Source organism: Pseudomonas jinjuensis (assembly GCF_900103845.1).
GTDB classification, from domain to species: Bacteria; Pseudomonadota; Gammaproteobacteria; order Pseudomonadales; family Pseudomonadaceae; genus Pseudomonas; species Pseudomonas jinjuensis.
The window spans coordinates 63,188-80,721 of sequence record NZ_FNIJ01000012.1; the positions used below are offsets into that span (position 1 = coordinate 63,188).

Consider the following 17,534-nt stretch of genomic DNA (forward strand, 5'->3'; position numbering starts at 1 on the left):
TGGAAGGCCCAGGATGACCCCCGGCGCCTTCCCGATCACCATCCAGTGTGAGGGGCCGTCCTGGAGCCGATATGTATGCGATGTTGAGAAGCCTCTGGATTTACCGGGGCTTTGTTATTTCCTCGATCAGAAACGAATTCACCGCGAAGTTCGCCCGCAGCAAGCTGGGCGCCCTTTGGATAATCATTCACCCGCTGGTCCAGGTCGCAATCTACGCGATGATCCTGTCCAACGTCCTTGCCGCGAAGCTGCCTGGTATCGACAACCCGTACGCCTACGCCATCTACCTGATGGCAGGTATTCTCGCCTGGAGTCTGTTCGCAGAAGTCGTCAATCGCTGCCTAGGTGTCTTCCTCGAGCACGGCAACCTGATGAAGAAAATCATGTTCCCGCGCATCACCCTGCCGGCGATCGTGGTGGGCTCCAGCCTCATGAACAACTTCTTCCTCGCCGTAGCCACGCTGGGGGTGATCTTCCTGCTGGGACACTCGGCATCCTGGACGCTACTGTGGCTGATTCCCCTGACAGCGCTCGTCCTAGCGTTCGCCCTGGGCGTCGGCCTGGTAATGGGGGTGTTCAACGTTTTCATGCGCGACCTCGGCCAGGTCATTCCCATCGTGTTGCAGGTCCTGTTCTGGTTCACTCCCATCGTCTATCCCGCCACCATCCTGCCGGAGTGGCTGAAGGTGTATCTCAGCTATAACCCCATGTATCCGGTGGTAGAGGCCTACCATGCGGTGCTCGTGTACGGGCAAACGCCGCATTTCGAATCACTGGTTTCCATTGTGCTGATCAGCGTGTCGCTTCTCGGGCTTGGCCTGTTCGTATTCCGCAAAGCCAGCGCGGAAATGGTGGACGTACTATGAGCCTGCTGAGCGTAAAGAACCTGGGAAAGGCTTACCGTAGCTATCGTTCGGAATGGCAGCGCATTGCCCGCTGGTTCAATCTTCCAATCCAGCCCACGGAAGAACATTGGGTACTTCGGCACATCAGCTTTTCCATCGAGCCCGGAGAAGCCATTGGCATCGTTGGTCAGAATGGCGCCGGCAAATCGACCTTGCTGAAGATGATCACCGGCACCCTCCAACCCACCGAGGGGTCCATCCAGATAAACGGCCGCATCGCCGCAATTCTCGAACTGGGCATGGGTTTCAATCCTGAACTGACAGGCCGCCAGAACGTCTATCACGCCGCTGGCTTGATGGGCTTCGGCGCGGAACAGATCGATCTGGCCATAGGAGACATCGAGGCATTCGCAGAAATTGGCGAATACTTCGACGAACCGGTGCGGACCTACTCGAGCGGCATGCAAATGCGGGTGGCGTTCTCCGTAGCGACTGCATTTCGTCCGGAAATTCTTATCGTTGATGAAGCGCTCTCAGTGGGCGACAGCTATTTCCAGCACAAGAGCTTCGATCGTATTCGCGAGTTCCAGAAACAGGGCACCACGCTTCTGATCGTTTCACATGATCGAGGAGCAATTCAGTCGTTGTGTGACCGGGCGATCCTGCTGGAAAAAGGAAGCATCATCAAGGATGGGGCGCCGGAAGAAGTGATGGATTTCTATAACGCCATCATTGCTGAAAGGGAAAATGTTACCGTAAGTACCCAAAGTCTCCAAAATGGACGGGTACAAACAAGATCCGGGAACGGTGCAGCAAGTATTGAGTCGGTGAGCCTTCACAATGCAAGGGGTGAACCTATTGAATTTGTTTCCGTGGGAGAACCCGTCTCACTGCATATCAAAACACTTGTCAAAGATGAAATCCCTGAACTGGTTGTTGGATATACGATCAAGGATCGAGTAGGACAATCGGTATTCGGAACCAACACCCATCATTTGGGCTGCAAACTGAAATCGCTCCAGGCCGGAGAGTACGTAGAATATCGATTCAGTTTCCCCGCCAATCTGGGCGTCGGATCATATTCAGTTGCAGTGGCCCTGCATACTGCAGACACACACATCAACTGCAATTATGAATGGTGCGATCTGGCGCTAGTTTTCAATGTAGTTAATATCGCTAAAAAAGAGTTTGTTGGGTTGGCCTGGATGCCCCCCGAAGTGGAGTGCAATCGATGACAACCTCCTTCTATCGCGCCTTCGAAGATCGCCTTCGCGGCTCCCGTGAACTGATCAAACAACGGCAGCAGGTCTATCTGCCGTTTCTTCAACCCCTGAAGCAGATTTACGCGGAAAACCAGGCGCTTGATCTGGGATGCGGCCGTGGCGAATGGCTCGAAGTGCTACTAGAGGATGGCTTCCAGGCTCACGGCGTAGACTTGGATGAAGGCATGTTGGATGCATGCCAAGCACTCAATCTGCCTGCCGAGCTGGCCGATGCCCTGACCACACTCGAAAGCACGCCAGATGCCAGCCTATCTGTGGTTTCAGGGTTCCATATCGCCGAACACATGCCCTTTTCCAGCCTGCAGACATTGGTGGCCCACGCTCTGCGCACCCTGAAACCTGCGGGCCTTCTGATCCTGGAGACGCCCAACCCGGAAAACCTCGTGGTCGGCACCAACAACTTCTACTTGGACCCGACCCACGAGCGCCCCATTCCACATCTGGTACTGAACTTCCTCGCGGAGCATTCCGGATTCCAACGCACCAAGACTTTGCGCTTGCAAGAACCGCCACAACTGGCAACTGAAACCAATCTGGAGTTGATGCACGTCCTGGGTGGAGCTAGTCCGGACTATGCAATCGTTTCCCAAAAGGCAGCAATCGACGAACAACTTGCGCTGTTCGATGAAGCATTCGCGAAGGAATACGGGCTGGCACTGGACATGCTGGCATGGCGCTACGATAGCGGGCTGAAATCAAGCATCAGGGAAGTTGCCGAGAAAGTGGACAGCAACACTCAAAAGGAAGCGGCACTCAGCGGCCAGATGGAACAACTCCAGAACAGGGTAGAGCTACTGGAGCAGATATCTGCCGAGGACATGCATGCCCGTCAACTACTCGAGCAGGCACTTACACGGGTCGAGGAGCAAAAGGCACTACTCGATTCGGAATTGAGCGAAGTGAAATGCCACGCCGAGATGCTGAAAGACGAGTGTGAAGAAGTCAAACGCGAATTTGCCGGGGCCAGCGAACGGATCGACCACCTGAAGACACAATTGAAGGCGCTGAACCTTCAGCTCGAAGGTTTGACGGTAGAACTTTCCGAAGTCACGCATCACAAGCACCAGATCCATTCGGATCTGCTCAATACAGAGACCTACAAGCGCGGCCTCCATGCGTCCCTGGTCAGCCTGGAAGAACGCATGCACTCCATCCAGCACCAACTGAACGAAGCACTGGGCAATACCCATCACTGGTGGCAGCAGGCCGCTGCACAGGAGCAACACGTCAAGGCATTGCTCACTAGCACCTCGTGGCGCATAACCTGGCCGCTGCGCGCGCTCTCGCACGCGGTTAGCCGGATTGCCAGCCTTCCGGTCAGACTGATCAAAGCGACTGCACGACCCTTCCTACATCTGGCCATGCATACAGTCCTGGAGCGCCCCGCGCTTCGCACCAGGCTAGCCCGCATACTCCAGCGTCATCCCAAGCTGCATCACCATCTGCGCCTCTTTGCCAAGCGGCGCAATTTGATCGGTTATTTCCCACCGGTCGATACCAACCTGGCGATGCATGAGGGGTACTCAACTCCAGAACAGGAAGGCCTGGACCAGACCGGCGGAGTGCCAAGAGGCCCTGATCTGTCAGCCCTATCCGCAGAGGCTCGCCGCTACTTCCATGAACTTAACGACGCGATCAAGCAGCAAAAACCAGGAAGCCTGTAATGCGAATTGTGATTGACCTGCAAGGCCTCCAGGCTGAGTTTCCCGCAGCGCAGAGCAAACTACTCGAATCCGTCAAAACAGTCGCGCGCCAAGCAACTGCGCATGATCTGCTCTTGGTCCTGAACAGCCGGTACGAGGAGAGCATTCTTCCCATCAGGCGAGCTCTGGCGAGCGACGTGCGCCCGGAAAACATCCGCGTCTGGCTCTCGCCATGTGGCCAGGCGACCAATGCCAAACTGGACCAACTCATCCACCAGGCATTCATCGCCAACTTGCAACCAGACCTCCTGTTGCTGACCGATCTGTCCGCGGATATTCAAGCGCTTGGCCGCCTTCCCGATGCTTCCAGAGCATTCCAGTTGGGTTTTCTCACTGAACAGAAATTCGATACGCCTGCATTACGCGCTGCCACCAGATCCTTCGATCTGATTCTGACCACCGGAAACCAGGGCAACTTGAAAAACCCGAGCGACACAGGATCTGCCTCCCAACTGATCTGCCTTGAGCCGACGCAGAGCCTGCTCGATCGATTGATGGCGGCAACGGAAGGGCATCACCCCACCCCCATAGAAATCAACACGCTCGAACTACGCAAGCCCCGGATGGCTTATATCTCACCGTTGCCTCCTGAACGTTCAGGTATTGCTGACTACAGCGCGGAACTTATCCCGTTCCTGGCGCGCTATTACGACATAGACGTCGTGGTGGATCAGGCGGAGATCAGCGATGACTGGATTCGCGAACACTGCCAAGTGCTGTCGATGGAGGACTTTGAAGAATGCGGCCATCGGTATCAGAGGATCCTGTACCACTTCGGCAATAACCCAATGCACGTCAAAATGTTCGAGTTGCTCGAGCGCTTCCCCGGCATCGTGGTACTCCATGACTTCTTCCTCAGCGGGGTGCAGTGGTACCGGGAAACCCATGGTTTCGCCAGGAACTCATTGTGGAACGAGCTTTATCTTGCACATGGGTACAAGGCCATTCATGAACGTTCTCGCGAACACGATGAACCTGTTGTCTTCCGCTACCCCTGCAACTTCAGCGTTCTGCAGAAGGCATTTGGCGTCATCGTCCACTCGGAAAATTCTAGGCGCCTTGCCAAGCAGTGGTACGGTCTGGAAAACGGCCTGAGCGTCATCCCCCTTCTGCGCCATCCTGCTGAGCAGCTTGATCGAGCGCAAGCTCGCAAGGAACTGGGCATCTCGGAAGACGATTTTCTCGTTTGCAGTTTCGGCTTCGTCGGCAAGACCAAGCAGAACCATCGCCTGCTCGATGCCTGGGAAGCCTCTTCGGTACTCAGAGGTGACAAGCGCTGCAAGCTGGTGTACGTCGGCGACACGGACGATTCCCCTTACGCGCACGAGCTTTCCGAGCGTGTCCGCAAATACGGCAAATCCGGGAACGTCCGGATAAGCGGCTGGACCGATACGAATACCTATCGCCTCTATCTGGCTGCAGCGGATGTTGCCGTTCAACTGCGAACCCTCTCGCGTGGCGAAACATCTGCCGCGGTGCTCGACTGCATGAACTACGCAATTGCCACCGTGATCAACGCCAATGGTTCCATGGCGGATATCCCGGGCGACGTCGTTCGCAAGATTCCGGATGAGTTCTTCGACTCCGAATTGACCGCAGAACTGGAATTTCTACGTTTGCATCCCGACGAGCGCCAGGCACTTGCACGTCGCGCCCAGGAGTTTCTACATACCGTCCATGACCCGGCGCATTGTGCCGAGGGCTATGCACAAAGCATCGAGACCTTTTGCCGGAAGAACGCCTTCGGTTCCCGGAGCTTGGTGTCCTCGCTGGCTCAGGCACTCCCCCCCAACCCGAGCGAAGACCAACTGAAGGAGCTCAGCCGCGTACTGGCGCTGGACTTTCCTCGTCGGCGACCCTCTCGCACGTTGTTCCTCGACGTATCGGTAGTTGCACGCGATGACTTCAAAACCGGTATTCAGCGCGTTGTCAGGGCGTTGACCCTGGCCCTGATCGACGCACCACCGGAGGGTTTCCGCGTCGAGCCGGTATATCTCAGCGAAGACCATGGTGCCTGGCATTATCGATATGCCCACGACTACACACTTGGCCTGCTCAATTTGGCGAGAGGCTGGATTGGCAGTAATCGCATCGAGGCACAACCAGGCGACATCCTGCTCGGTCTCGATCTTGCCGGCGGCTATGTGATCCAGGCAGACCGCGAAGGCGTCTACCGTGACCTCCAGAATCGCGGCGTGAAGGTGTCCTTCGTAGTCTACGACCTGATTCCGGTCCAGTTAGACAACATCTATCCACCAGGCTTCAAGGAAGGCCATGCCGACTGGCTGAAAGTCGTCGCCAAGGCGGACTCAGCGATCTGCATTTCCCAAGCGGTGGCACACGACCTCGCAGAATGGGTCGCAGAGAACGTACCTGAACGCACGCCCCACCTGGATATCCAGTGGTTCCATTTGGGCGCCGACCTGGACACCTCGTCCCCTTCCTCCGGCCTGCCCGAAAACGCCCAGGACTTGCTGCAAAGGCTTTCCAGTGCCCCGAGCTTCCTGATGGTCGGCACTGTCGAGCCACGCAAGGGCCACGGACAAGCGCTGGATGCTTTCGAGAGACTCTGGTCCGAAGGCTGCCACTTCAATCTGGTGGTGGTTGGGAAGGAAGGCTGGATGGTCGATACGCTGGCCGCTCGCTTTCGGCAACACCCCGAACTGGGCAACCGGCTGCACTGGCTGGAGGGCATCAGCGATGAGTACCTGTTGAAGGTCTACGCCAATTCGTCCTGCTTGCTGGCCCCCTCCCTGGGAGAAGGGTTCGGGTTGCCCCTCATCGAAGCGGCGCAGCACAAGCTCCCGATACTTGCGCGAGATCTGCCCGTATTCCGCGAGGTTGCGGGAGAGCATGCGTTTTATTTCAGCGGGCACTCGGCAAAAGATCTCAGCGACGCAATCGTGGCTTGGCTGGGGCTTCAAAGGCTCGGTAGCCATCCCAAGTCTGTCGACATGCCCTGGCTGACTTGGCAACAGGCCACTGCACAGCTCACGTCCGCGCTCCTGGCAGACCAGCCGCCAACCACCGCTCAGATTTACAAAGCAGAGCACCTAACAAAAAAAGGAACTTCGGCTTGAAACTGATTATTCAGATCCCCTGCTACAACGAGGCAGGTACCCTTGCCATTGCGCTAGCCGCCTTGCCACGCCAGGTTCAGGGGTTCAAAACCGTCGAGTGGCTGATCATCGACGATGGCAGCCGTGACGATACCGTGAAGGTAGCCAAAGCCTGTGGCGTCGACCATGTTGTCAGCCACACGCGTAACCAGGGCCTGGCCCGTGGCTTCATGACAGGCCTGGACGCCTGCCTGCGGCTCGGTGCCGACGTGATCGTCAATACCGACGCGGATAACCAGTACAACGCGGAAGACATACCTGCACTGACGGCCCCCATTCTCGAACGCAAGGCCGATATCGTCGTCGGTGCCCGCCCCATCGAGACCATCGAACACTTCTCACCAGTCAAGAAGCTGCTGCAGAAACTCGGTAGCTGGGTCGTTCGGGTCGCGAGCAAGACCAGCATTCCTGACGCGCCTAGCGGGTTCCGGGCCATGAGCCGTACCGCCGCACAGCGTCTGATGGTGTTCAGCGATTACACCTACACGCTGGAAACCATTATCCAGGCGGGCCAAAAGAACATGGCCATTACCTCGGTCCCGATCCGGGTGAACGACGACCTGCGGCCATCCCGGCTGGTGAAAAGCATCCCGTCGTACATCAAGCGCTCAATCGTCACCATCATTCGGATTTTCGTGATCTATCGACCGTTTCGCTTCTTCGGCTCGATCGGCGTTGCGCTGTTCACCCTCGGTTTCATCATTGGCCTCCGATTCCTTTGGAAATACATCGGCGGTGAAGGGGATGGCCACATCCAGTCGCTTATTCTCGCGGCGGTATTGATGGTGATGGGATTCCAGACATTCCTTACTGCCTTCGTGACCGATCTTCTGGCAGCCAATCGAAAACTCATGGAAGACGTGCGCTACCGGATGCTCCGGGTTGCGGACACGCAACTGCCCGCTACCAGCACTGAAACGAACAAGACCTCGGAAAAGAGAGAGCAGGCATGAGAATCTCTGGCGGCCTCAAAGAAGATGGCATCGTAGTCGGCAACGCGTACGACAAGTACAACTCGAAAAATCCCATCGTTCGCAAGATCATGGCGGGTTTTGACAACTCGCTCTCCGAACTGGTGGCCAAGGCTCAACCTACATCCATTCACGAGGTTGGTTGCGGAGAAGGCTTCTGGGTAATGCGCTGGCGTGAGCAGGGGTTGAATGCGCGCGGGAGCGATTTCTCCACCCAGGCCATTGATATCGCCCGCGCCAACGCCACGGAACGTAATCTGCCTTCGTCAGTGTTCGAGGCACGCAGCATCTATGACATCGAGACGGGTCGCGACTCTGCCGATCTGGTCGTCTGCTGCGAGGTCATGGAGCACCTGGAACATCCCGAGCAAGGGCTTGAAGCCCTCCAGCGAGTCGTGGGCCGCCACCTGATACTGAGCGTTCCGAGGGAACCAATCTGGTGTGCCCTCAACCTCGTCCGTGGCAAGTACATCGCGGACTTCGGCAATACACCCGGCCACATCCAGCATTGGTCGCAAAAAGGCTTCATTTCCCTGGTGTCGCGCTACTTCGATGTCCTCGAAGTCAGGAGTCCCCTACCTTGGACAATGCTCCTGTGCAAGCCCAGGTAATGGAGGCATGAAGGCCGGCACAAATCTGAAGCGCTATTTGCATTGGCTGGGCAGCGGGCTGGCGATATTCAGCATCGTGTTCGTAGCACTCCGGCTAAAGGACTACTCGGGACAGATCGACTTTTCTCAGCTCGACCTACATGGATGGGCGGAGGCTCTCGGTCTGTCCATGCTGTATGGCGCAGCCAATCTCGCACTTGCCTTTGCCTGGCTCAGAATACTCCGACAACTCGGCACATCTGCCGATAGGAACTGGGGGATTCGAACCTACGGAATCACCCAGCTCGGCAAGTATCTCCCAGGTAACATCTTCCATCTTGCAGGAAGGCAGGGACTCGGCATGGCCGCCGGATATCCTGCCTGGACGCTTGCGAAGTCCGCGTTCTGGGAACTCGCAATCCTCTGCTACGCCGGAGCCCTGTTCGGACTCCTGACGCTGCCCTTGGTAGTTTCTGCAGTCCCCGGCTACCTGGCAGTAAGCGCGTTTCTGCTTGCAGTCAGCACCACCGTCATTATCGCCAAAGCCCTCTCGAAGCCCGATATCGCTATCGCGTTTTGCTGGTACGTGGGCTTCCTGTCCGTTTCAGGCAGCCTCTTCTACTGCCTACTGGAACTGGTAACGGGAGACGCCGGACTGGAGGCCCAGGCCTGGCCTCTCTTTGCAGGAGCCTTTGTCATTGCATGGCTGGTTGGCCTGGTTACTCCAGGTGCACCAGCCGGGGTGGGCGTTCGCGAACTGGCGTTGCTTCTTCTGATGGGTGACGCTGTTGCCGGAACGGACCTGTTGCTGGCGATCCTGCTGGGCCGAATAGTGACAGTAGTAGGCGACCTACTCTTTTTTGCGTTTGCATTTCTGTTTAAAGAAAAAGCGGTAGCATGATGAATTTTAAAATAAAATCACTCAAAGAAAGCTACCTGGTAACACTTGTTGCCATATCCTTCATTCTGATCATAAATGGTGCAATCCCTTACATTGCCGTTCCAACGTTTGGACAAGCCATTTGGACATCTGGATTTGCAATCTCATTATCCAACGCACCAATCCTATCAATATACGCCAACAACATAGGCTTTCCGAATCCTGCCGGAATAGCATTCGGCCTCTCAGGCGCACTCCCGATGGGCGCCCTTATTAAGTTTGGAATGTCGCCGCAAGACGCATACTCAACAACTGTCGCGTTTTGGTTGATAATCTCCTATATTTCATGCTCTGCAATTTGCAAAAAATTTAATCTCACCCCATATGTGAGGACTCTTCTTTCAGTCCTCTGGACGAGCCAGCCCATAATATGGGCACACCAAGATTTCTCAATGCTCGCCTCGGGCATCGCTCTCCTATCACTATATTTCTACGCAGCAATCCAACTATTCATTGTCCCCCAAAGCCATGCGAAGGAACGAATATTACCCATCACTTTGTATTTGAGCTGCTGCTTGGTATCTATTTTCATGGACGGCTATACGTTCATGATGTTCGCAGTCGGCTCCAGCATCATGGGGGCTTGCACATTATTTAATCGCTCAACGCGCCGCAGCACGATTCTGTTCGCCTTACCCACACACATCATAAGCTTCGGAATCGCATACTATCTGTATACCGCCTATATAGGAAAAAGTCATTTCGAGCCTGCTTCAATGGATTTTTTCCGAGGCTGGGGGGCGGACATATTCTATTTTCTGGCACCCACCAAAGGCATTAATTGGCTCTGGGATGCGCTCAATCTAAGCGTAACACGGACAGCGGATAATCTGTTCGGTGACGCCTCGGTCTGGAATACTACATTCGCACTTCCAATTATTATTACAGGCCTGATTACCTGGATATTCTCAAAGGAGAAAAGCCGGCTACTCAATGCAATGTTGCTTCTATCACTCTTCGGCTTTTACATGTCGCTCGGGCCGAGCCTGAAAATAAACACCGAAAAACTTGGCATTGCTGGAGCAGAAATGCCGGCGAGTGCAGCCATCGCACCTACCGGCTCAGCGCTGATATCTGAGAATCTTCCGGGGTTCAACAATATGCGCGCAGCTTACCGATGGACTGCACTTGGCATATTCGGCCTCTGGATGATACTTGTCATTTCTTTATCCGATCAAAAAAACAATTCCCACAAGAAGCTAATTCTCATTGCTTCTATTTTCATTATTACATCCAATCTCCCCCATATCCAGCAGAAATTCGCGGCCTATAAATCCCACCGCAATGGATTTATTGGAATTGAGAGAGATCTTGTCACCCCCCTGAACCAAGACACAACCGACAATGAGATAGTTGCCTATCTACCCTACAGAAACGACTTCATAGCAACTTTTATCTCCCCAGCCTCAGGAATAAAAACATACAACATCGGAGGTGACAAAAACGTTGCAATAGCAAGACAGTTCTGGCCGCCGGCGATCAAAAACCTACCAAACGGAAGAATAGACAACCGCCTGGTAGCAAGCACCTTGGAGCTTCTCATCAGAAAACAAGCTGACGCTGTGATTTTTCCTCACATAGACTTTCACCAAGACTTCTACTCCTGGCCAGCACAGACCAAGTTTGAAGATAGTCTCTCACCAATAATAGAAAAGCTATTGGCCTCCGGGATCATTGAAGTAAAATCGCGAAAATACTACTCGATCGCCAGACTCAAAGAGATACAAACTTCCAACCTCCCATTGCCAGAAGAAATGGCCACAAATATCTGCCATGATATTTATCCGGTAACTGCCGGACCTCAAAGCTGTGCTCTTCCATTCATCCTTGCGGATGGATGGTATGCGATTGAGGAAAGTAACGTTTGGTCAAGTGGCAAGGCCACACTCAGAATCTACCGGCCACTCACCTGCAAGACAGATAAATGTCGAGTTTCGGTAAAGTTCGCTGTCTATGGCGCTTCGACCAACAGGCCTGTTCACCTGCACTTCCAATGGGTAAATTCAGACACCAAGAGCGAAGCGATACCTTCGCTCTCAGTCAACAGCGGCGCTTTACAGAAGATCGTTCTATCCTTGTCCAGCAAAGAAGACTACCGTGATTTAGCTATCACTATACCGAAAGCAATTTCCCCTAAAGCTCTTAATGGTGGAAATGACAATCGAGTCTTGGGAATCTCCCTCTACAAACTAGACATCTCTAAATAGACAATCAACATCATGGCCGAAATGGGAGCCAACGATGCAGATAACAATTTTTGGGACAGGCTATGTTGGCCTTGTTACCGGCGCTTGCTTAGCCGATGTCGGTCACCACGTTATTTGTGTAGATATTGACAGCCGAAAGGTCGCCAACCTCGAACAGGGCATCATTCCAATCTACGAGCCCGGCCTAGAGTCGATGGTGAAACGCAACCACGCGGAAGGCCGCCTGCGCTTCACCACAGACGCCGCGAAGGGTGTCGATTTTGGCGAACTGCAGTTTATCGCCGTAGGCACTCCGCCTGACGAGGACGGCTCCGCCGATCTGCAGTATGTGCTCGCTGTAGCCAAGACCATTGGCCAGTACATGCAAGATCACAAGATCGTGATCAACAAGTCCACCGTGCCCGTCGGCACCGCCGACAAGGTACAAGCAACCATACAAGCCGGACTCGAAAGCAGGGCTTCCGCACTGACGTTCAACGTTTGCTCGAATCCGGAGTTCCTTAAGGAAGGCGCGGCCATCGACGACTTCACCAAGGGTTCTCGTATCGTGGTCGGCACGGATTCGGAGCATGTGCGCGGGCGTATGCGAGAATGCTACGCCCCCTATAACCGGAATCACGACAAGCTCATGTTCATGGACGTGCGCTCCGCCGAACTCACCAAGTACGCGGCAAACGCCATGCTCGCCACCAAGATCAGCTTCATGAACGAGATCGCCAACCTGGCCGAACGCCTGGGCGCAGATGTGGAACAGGTACGGAAGGGCATCGGATCAGACCCCCGAATCGGCTATCACTTCATCTACCCGGGTTGTGGTTACGGCGGCTCCTGCTTCCCCAAGGACGTACAGGCCTTGGCGCGAACCGCTGAGCAGGTCGGCTATGAGGCGCACTTGCTGCACGCGGTCGAACACGTCAACAACCGGCAAAAGAACGTGCTCTTCAGCAAACTGAACAAAGCCTTGGCTGGCGATCTGGAGGGCAAGACCATTGCTGTCTGGGGGCTGGCCTTCAAACCCAATACCGACGACATGCGCGCAGCGCCCAGCCGGAGTCTCATCGAAGCGCTCTGGGCCGCAGGTGCCATAGTTCGGGCCTACGACCCAGAAGCCATGGACGAAGCGCGGCGCATCTATGGCGAAAGGGACGACTTCGAGTTGGTAGAGAGTCGCGATGCGGCGGTTCCTGGCGCAGCAGCATTAGTGATCTGCACAGAGTGGAAGCAGTTTCGCACCCTGGATTTCGGTTGGCTCAAGAGTGCGCTGGCCCAGCCAGTGATAGTCGACGGGCGCAATCTGTATGATCCGCGAGAGCCAAGCCGGCACGGATTGCGCTACCTCGCCGTGGGACGCGGCGATTCGCTTGAACCAACTTTATAAGCAGCATGTCCGCGATCCAGAATCGGATCGCCATTGAAATACAGCACCTAGAAGTTTTTGTGAGGAACAAAGATGAAAGCGATCGTTACAGGGATTACCGGTCAGGATGGCGCCTATCTTGCGCAACTGCTGCTGGAAAAGGGTTACACCGTCTTTGGCACCTACCGCCGTACCAGCTCAGTCAACTTCTGGCGCATCGAAGAACTTGGGATCGACAAGCACCCGAACCTGCAGTTGGTCGAATATGACCTGACCGACCTTTCCGCCAGCATCCGCCTGCTGCAGCAAACCGAAGCGACAGAGGTCTACAACCTCGCCGCACAGAGCTTCGTCGGCGTGTCCTTCGAACAACCTCTCACCACTGCAGAAATCACGGGCATTGGTGCAGTGAACCTTCTTGAGGCTATCCGCATCGTCAATCCGAAGGTTCGCTTCTATCAGGCCTCCACATCCGAGATGTTCGGCAAGGTGCAGGCCATCCCCCAGACGGAGACAACACCGTTCTATCCGCGCAGCCCATACGGCGTCGCCAAACTGTATGCCCACTGGATGACAATCAACTACCGCGAGTCCTACGACATCTTTGGTTCCAGCGGCATTCTCTTCAACCACGAGTCGCCGCTGCGTGGACGCGAATTCGTGACCCGCAAGATCACCGACACCATCGCCAAGATCAAACTGGGCAAGCAGGATCGTCTTGAACTGGGCAATCTCGACGCCAAGCGCGACTGGGGCTTTGCCAAGGAATATGTCGAAGGCATGTGGCGAATGCTGCAGGCTGACGAGCCGGACACCTTCGTACTCGCCACCAACCGTACGGAAACCGTACGAGATTTCGTCTCCCTGGCCTGCAAGGCCGTGGATATTGCCCTGGAGTGGAAAGGGACTGGCGAACAGGAACAAGGGATCGATACCGCAACCGGCAAGGTCATAGTTGCCATCAACCCGAAGTTCTATCGTCCTGCGGAAGTGGATCTGCTGATCGGCAACCCACTCAAAGCCAAGGAGAAACTGGGATGGGCACCGAAGACCACCCTGGAAGAGCTGTGCCGCATGATGGTCGAGGCCGACTTGCGTCGTAACGAACAGGGGTTCTCTTTCTGATGGCTACCGGCGGCAAGCGTGCACTGATTACAGGTATCAATGGCTTTACCGGCCGCTATATGGCAGCCGAACTCGAGTCGAACGGATACGAAGTCATCGGCGTGGGGAGCCATCCGGGCTCCGAAGCCAACTATCACCAGGCCAACCTGACCGATTCTGATGCGCTACAGGCACTGATGAAATCGGTCCAGCCGGACCTGGTGGTGCACCTCGCCGCCCTGGCATTCGTTTCCCATGGCGATGCCAACGCCTTCTACCAGGTCAACCTGGTTGGCACCCGCAACCTGCTGGAGGCAATCGACGCCTCCGGCAAGGTTCCGGACTGCGTTCTCCTCGCCAGCAGTGCCAACGTCTATGGCAATGCCTCTGCAGGCGTGCTTACCGAAGAAACCCAACCGGAACCGGCGAATGACTACGCAGTGAGCAAGCTGGCCATGGAATACATGGCGAAGCTCTGGCAGGAACGGTTACCGATTGTGATCGCCCGTCCGTTCAACTACACCGGAGTGGGACAGGCAGAGAACTTCCTGTTGCCCAAGATCGTCTCTCACTTCCGCCGCAAGGCGGAGAAGATCGAACTTGGTAACCTCGATGTCTGGCGTGACTTCAGCGATGTACGGGCGGTGGTCAGCGCCTACCGTGGGCTCATCGAGTCCAGGCCCCTGGGGCAGATCATCAATGTCTGCTCCGGTCGTACTCACTCTCTGCGTGAGGTGCTGACCATGTGTCAGGCGATCACCGGGCATCAACTTCGAGTCGAGGTCAACCCGGCATTCGTTCGATCGAATGAAGTCAAAACCTTGTCTGGCGATGCGTCACGGCTACGCGCACTGCTCGACGACTGGGATACGCCGCCTCTGGATGAAACCCTGCGCTGGATGCTGGCGGCTGAATAAATGAAGTTAGTGCTGTCTGTTGAGCCGGTCCGATTTCCACTTACCGGTATTGGTCGATATACCTACGAACTGGCACGGAGACTTCAGCATAATCCTGATATATCCGATTTGAAGCTTTTCTCAGGGGCGCGTTTCCTGTCGGAGCTCCCTGTCCCCACTGACAAATCCGGAAGTGGTTATGGACTCAAACGCACCATACAGAAAAGCGCCCTTGCCATAGAGGTATATCGCTTATTGATGCCCCTGTTCAGAGCGAGGGCAATGCGAGGCCATGAGGACTATCTGTACCACGGTCCGAACTTCTTCATCCCCCCCTTTCCTGGGCGGACCGTGGCCACATTCCATGACCTCTCGCCCTTCACCTGGCCAGACTGCCATCCTCCTCAACGCCTCCGCTATCTGCAGAAGGAATTGCAGAAAACTCTGACCCGGGCGGATGCGCTGATTACAGATTCCGAATACACCCGCCATGAGCTTTCCAAATACTTTTCCTGGCCCCTGGATCGTATTCACGCGGTTCCCCTGGCCAGCTCCGAGGACTTCCATCCCCGCAGCCACGAGTCATTGCAAGCTCCGTTGGCACGTTACGGCCTGAAGCCAGGCGGCTATAGCCTTTTTGTGGGCACTATCGAGCCTCGCAAGAATATCGAGACATTGCTGAACGCTTATAGTCGATTGCCTATTGGCATACGTCAGCGATGGCCGCTACTTCTTACAGGGTACCAAGGCTGGCAGAACGAGCCCGTTCATGACCGAATCACGCAAGCGCAACGTGAAGGATGGGCTCGCTATCTTGGCTACGTTCCAGGCGAAGACTTGCCGCTCCTATATTCCGGAACACGATTGTTTGTGTTCCCGTCCCTCTATGAAGGCTTTGGTTTACCTGTTCTGGAAGCTATGAGTTCGGGTGTACCTGTCATTTGCTCGAACAGTTCATCTTTGCCGGAAGTAGCCGGCCCAGCAGCACTGATGTGCGAGCCATTGGATGTCGACGCGTTGACAGGGCTGCTGCTGAAAGGTCTTCAGGACGAAGACTGGCGCGCAACGGCAATTCCCCAAGGTTTGGCTCACGCAGCTTCATTTTCTTGGCAGCATTGTGCTTTCCAGACGGTGAAGGTTTACCAAAAAGTACTGGAAGGCCAATGATTAAAGTTCTTCATTTCTTCAAGACCTATTACCCGGAAACAATGGGGGGAATTGAGCAGGTAATATATCAACTTGCCGAAGGAGGGGTTAAGCAAGGGATCCAGCCCGAAGTCCTGTACTTGAGCCGCCGAGGTTCAGCGCGAAACGAATTGATAGCTAACCACTTCACTCATCGCTCCAAGCTGGACCTTCAACTTGCATCGACCGGATTTTCACTGGCGGCCGTAAGAGATTTCGCCGAACTTGTGGAACAGGTAGACATAGTTCACTACCATTTCCCCTGGCCTTTCATGGATCTCCTGCATTTTACCACTGGAGTGAAAAAGCCAACTGTAGTCAGCTACCACTCCGACATCGTCAAACAGAAGAGTCTACTATGGCTTTATCAGCCAATGATGCATCGCTTCCTAAAAAGCGTCGACTGCATCGTGGCCTCTTCTCCTAATTATGTAGCTACCAGTCCGGTCTTGGCACAGCACTCCTCCAAGGTGCGGATAATTCCTTACGGATTGGAAAGATCAACATACCCATCACCCTCGCCTGAAAGAATTGAGCACTGGCGCAGTCGATTGGGGCCTCGCTTCTTCCTGTTTGTCGGCGCCATGCGTTACTACAAGGGCCTGAATTTCCTTTTGGAAGCCGCCAAGGGAGAGAATTGGCCAATCGTAATTATTGGAGGCGGGCCACTTGAACAAGACCTACGAAATCAAGCTACGAACCTTGGATTAAACAATGTTCATTTCCCAGGCCCTCTTCCAGATGAAGACAAGGCAGCGTTGCTCACCCTTTGCCACGCATTTGTCTTCCCCTCCCACTTGCGTTCAGAAGCATTCGGAATATCACTTCTTGAGGCCGCGATGTATGGTAAGCCGATGATCTCCTGTGAAATAGGAACGGGAACATCGTATATCAATCGCGCAGGTGAAACCGGATTAGTCGTTCCGCCGGGAGATCCACAGGCGCTGAAGCAAGCGATGAAGTCGCTCTGGAATTCTCCAGAGGATGCGGCAAAGTTTGGCCATGGCGCCAGCAAACGTTTCGATGAACTGTTCACAGCCAGAAGAATGATTAATGACTATGCCAAATTATATCAAAATCTTCTGTGAGTTTATTGCGTAATCACACTCGAAATCGCGCGAGCCTGAGGCCCGGAGCATACCCAAGACAGAGGACTTTCTTTCGTTCAAAGGGGATTTATTTTCTATATCTGGAAAGATAGTCAATTTCCGAATTTGAGATCACATCTGGAAGTGGAAGGTCATCTTCCTCCGACCACACTATAAGGGCGCTTCCAAAAACCAGCGCCCGAGCCGCCTCAAGCGATGCAGGCCGCTCATATCCATAGCAGCCAG

Annotated in this window: 13 protein-coding genes; all 13 read left to right on the plus strand. The window is 54.7% G+C overall.

Annotation, left to right across the window (positions count from 1 at the left end; genetic code table 11):
• Nucleotides 1-71 precede the first annotated feature (71 nt).
• The 13 genes from BLR75_RS17455 (at nucleotide 72) to BLR75_RS17510 (ending at nucleotide 17,288) form a co-directional block, all read left to right on the plus strand.
• The gene (locus tag BLR75_RS17455; protein WP_084311713.1) at nucleotides 72-866 is read left to right on the plus strand and encodes an ABC transporter permease; all 795 of its coding nucleotides are present in this window, start codon (nucleotides 72-74) and stop codon (nucleotides 864-866) included.
• Nucleotides 863-2,080 (plus strand): ABC transporter ATP-binding protein, encoded by a 1,218-nt coding sequence (locus BLR75_RS17460; protein WP_084311712.1) that lies wholly within the window; start codon nucleotides 863-865, stop codon nucleotides 2,078-2,080. The genes BLR75_RS17455 and BLR75_RS17460 overlap by 4 nt, the downstream gene beginning before the upstream one ends.
• The gene (locus BLR75_RS17465) at nucleotides 2,077-3,792 is read left to right on the plus strand and encodes a class I SAM-dependent methyltransferase (RefSeq protein ID WP_084311711.1); all 1,716 of its coding nucleotides are present in this window, start codon (nucleotides 2,077-2,079) and stop codon (nucleotides 3,790-3,792) included. Before BLR75_RS17460 ends, BLR75_RS17465 begins: the two co-directional genes overlap by 4 nt.
• The gene (locus BLR75_RS17470; protein WP_084311710.1) at nucleotides 3,792-6,911 is read left to right on the plus strand and encodes a glycosyltransferase; all 3,120 of its coding nucleotides are present in this window, start codon (nucleotides 3,792-3,794) and stop codon (nucleotides 6,909-6,911) included. Before BLR75_RS17465 ends, BLR75_RS17470 begins: the two co-directional genes overlap by 1 nt.
• Complete coding sequence (locus BLR75_RS17475) at nucleotides 6,908-7,903, plus strand: glycosyltransferase family 2 protein (RefSeq protein ID WP_084311709.1); 996 nt, start codon at nucleotides 6,908-6,910, stop codon at nucleotides 7,901-7,903. Before BLR75_RS17470 ends, BLR75_RS17475 begins: the two co-directional genes overlap by 4 nt.
• Nucleotides 7,900-8,532, plus strand: a complete 633-nt coding sequence (locus tag BLR75_RS17480) for a class I SAM-dependent methyltransferase (protein ID WP_084311708.1) — start codon at nucleotides 7,900-7,902, stop codon at nucleotides 8,530-8,532. Before BLR75_RS17475 ends, BLR75_RS17480 begins: the two co-directional genes overlap by 4 nt.
• Nucleotides 8,533-8,539: 7 nt before the next feature.
• Nucleotides 8,540-9,412 (plus strand): hypothetical protein, encoded by an 873-nt coding sequence (locus tag BLR75_RS17485; protein WP_084311707.1) that lies wholly within the window; start codon nucleotides 8,540-8,542, stop codon nucleotides 9,410-9,412.
• Entirely contained in the window at nucleotides 9,409-11,658 is a 2,250-nt protein-coding gene (locus BLR75_RS26565) for a hypothetical protein (RefSeq protein ID WP_139207041.1), read from the plus strand. Before BLR75_RS17485 ends, BLR75_RS26565 begins: the two co-directional genes overlap by 4 nt.
• Nucleotides 11,659-11,692: 34 nt before the next feature.
• Entirely contained in the window at nucleotides 11,693-13,036 is a 1,344-nt protein-coding gene (locus BLR75_RS17490) for a UDP-glucose dehydrogenase family protein (RefSeq protein WP_084311706.1), read from the plus strand.
• A gap of 72 nt (nucleotides 13,037-13,108) precedes the next feature.
• Nucleotides 13,109-14,140 carry a GDP-mannose 4,6-dehydratase gene (gmd, locus tag BLR75_RS17495; protein ID WP_084311705.1) on the plus strand — a complete coding sequence of 344 codons (1,032 nt, stop codon included), beginning with the start codon at nucleotides 13,109-13,111 and terminating at the stop codon, nucleotides 14,138-14,140.
• A complete protein-coding gene (locus BLR75_RS17500) occupies nucleotides 14,140-15,036 on the plus strand; it encodes a GDP-mannose 4,6-dehydratase (protein WP_084311704.1) in 897 nt (298 codons plus the stop codon). Before gmd ends, BLR75_RS17500 begins: the two co-directional genes overlap by 1 nt.
• On the plus strand, nucleotides 15,037-16,182 hold the full coding sequence (locus tag BLR75_RS17505; RefSeq protein ID WP_084311703.1) for a glycosyltransferase family 4 protein: 1,146 nt from the start codon (nucleotides 15,037-15,039) through the stop codon (nucleotides 16,180-16,182).
• Nucleotides 16,179-17,288, plus strand: coding sequence for a glycosyltransferase family 4 protein (locus tag BLR75_RS17510; RefSeq protein ID WP_084311702.1), 1,110 nt, complete (start codon nucleotides 16,179-16,181; stop codon nucleotides 17,286-17,288). Before BLR75_RS17505 ends, BLR75_RS17510 begins: the two co-directional genes overlap by 4 nt.
• The last annotated feature ends 246 nt before the right edge of the window (nucleotides 17,289-17,534 follow it).

What these genes read in the sequence shown, in the direction of transcription:
- BLR75_RS17455 (WP_084311713.1), top strand. Translation starts at nt 72, where the DNA reads ATGTATGCGATGTTGAGAAGCCTCTGGATTTACCGGGGCTTTGTTATT.
- BLR75_RS17460 (WP_084311712.1), top strand. Translation starts at nt 863, where the DNA reads ATGAGCCTGCTGAGCGTAAAGAACCTGGGAAAGGCTTACCGTAGCTAT.
- BLR75_RS17465 (WP_084311711.1), top strand. Translation starts at nt 2,077, where the DNA reads ATGACAACCTCCTTCTATCGCGCCTTCGAAGATCGCCTTCGCGGCTCC.
- BLR75_RS17470 (WP_084311710.1), top strand. Translation starts at nt 3,792, where the DNA reads ATGCGAATTGTGATTGACCTGCAAGGCCTCCAGGCTGAGTTTCCCGCA.
- BLR75_RS17480 (WP_084311708.1), top strand. Translation starts at nt 7,900, where the DNA reads ATGAGAATCTCTGGCGGCCTCAAAGAAGATGGCATCGTAGTCGGCAAC.
- BLR75_RS17485 (WP_084311707.1), top strand. Translation starts at nt 8,540, where the DNA reads ATGAAGGCCGGCACAAATCTGAAGCGCTATTTGCATTGGCTGGGCAGC.
- BLR75_RS26565 (WP_139207041.1), top strand. Translation starts at nt 9,409, where the DNA reads ATGATGAATTTTAAAATAAAATCACTCAAAGAAAGCTACCTGGTAACA.
- BLR75_RS17490 (WP_084311706.1), top strand. Translation starts at nt 11,693, where the DNA reads ATGCAGATAACAATTTTTGGGACAGGCTATGTTGGCCTTGTTACCGGC.
- gmd (WP_084311705.1), top strand. Translation starts at nt 13,109, where the DNA reads ATGAAAGCGATCGTTACAGGGATTACCGGTCAGGATGGCGCCTATCTT.
- BLR75_RS17500 (WP_084311704.1), top strand. Translation starts at nt 14,140, where the DNA reads ATGGCTACCGGCGGCAAGCGTGCACTGATTACAGGTATCAATGGCTTT.
- BLR75_RS17505 (WP_084311703.1), top strand. Translation starts at nt 15,037, where the DNA reads ATGAAGTTAGTGCTGTCTGTTGAGCCGGTCCGATTTCCACTTACCGGT.
- BLR75_RS17510 (WP_084311702.1), top strand. Translation starts at nt 16,179, where the DNA reads ATGATTAAAGTTCTTCATTTCTTCAAGACCTATTACCCGGAAACAATG.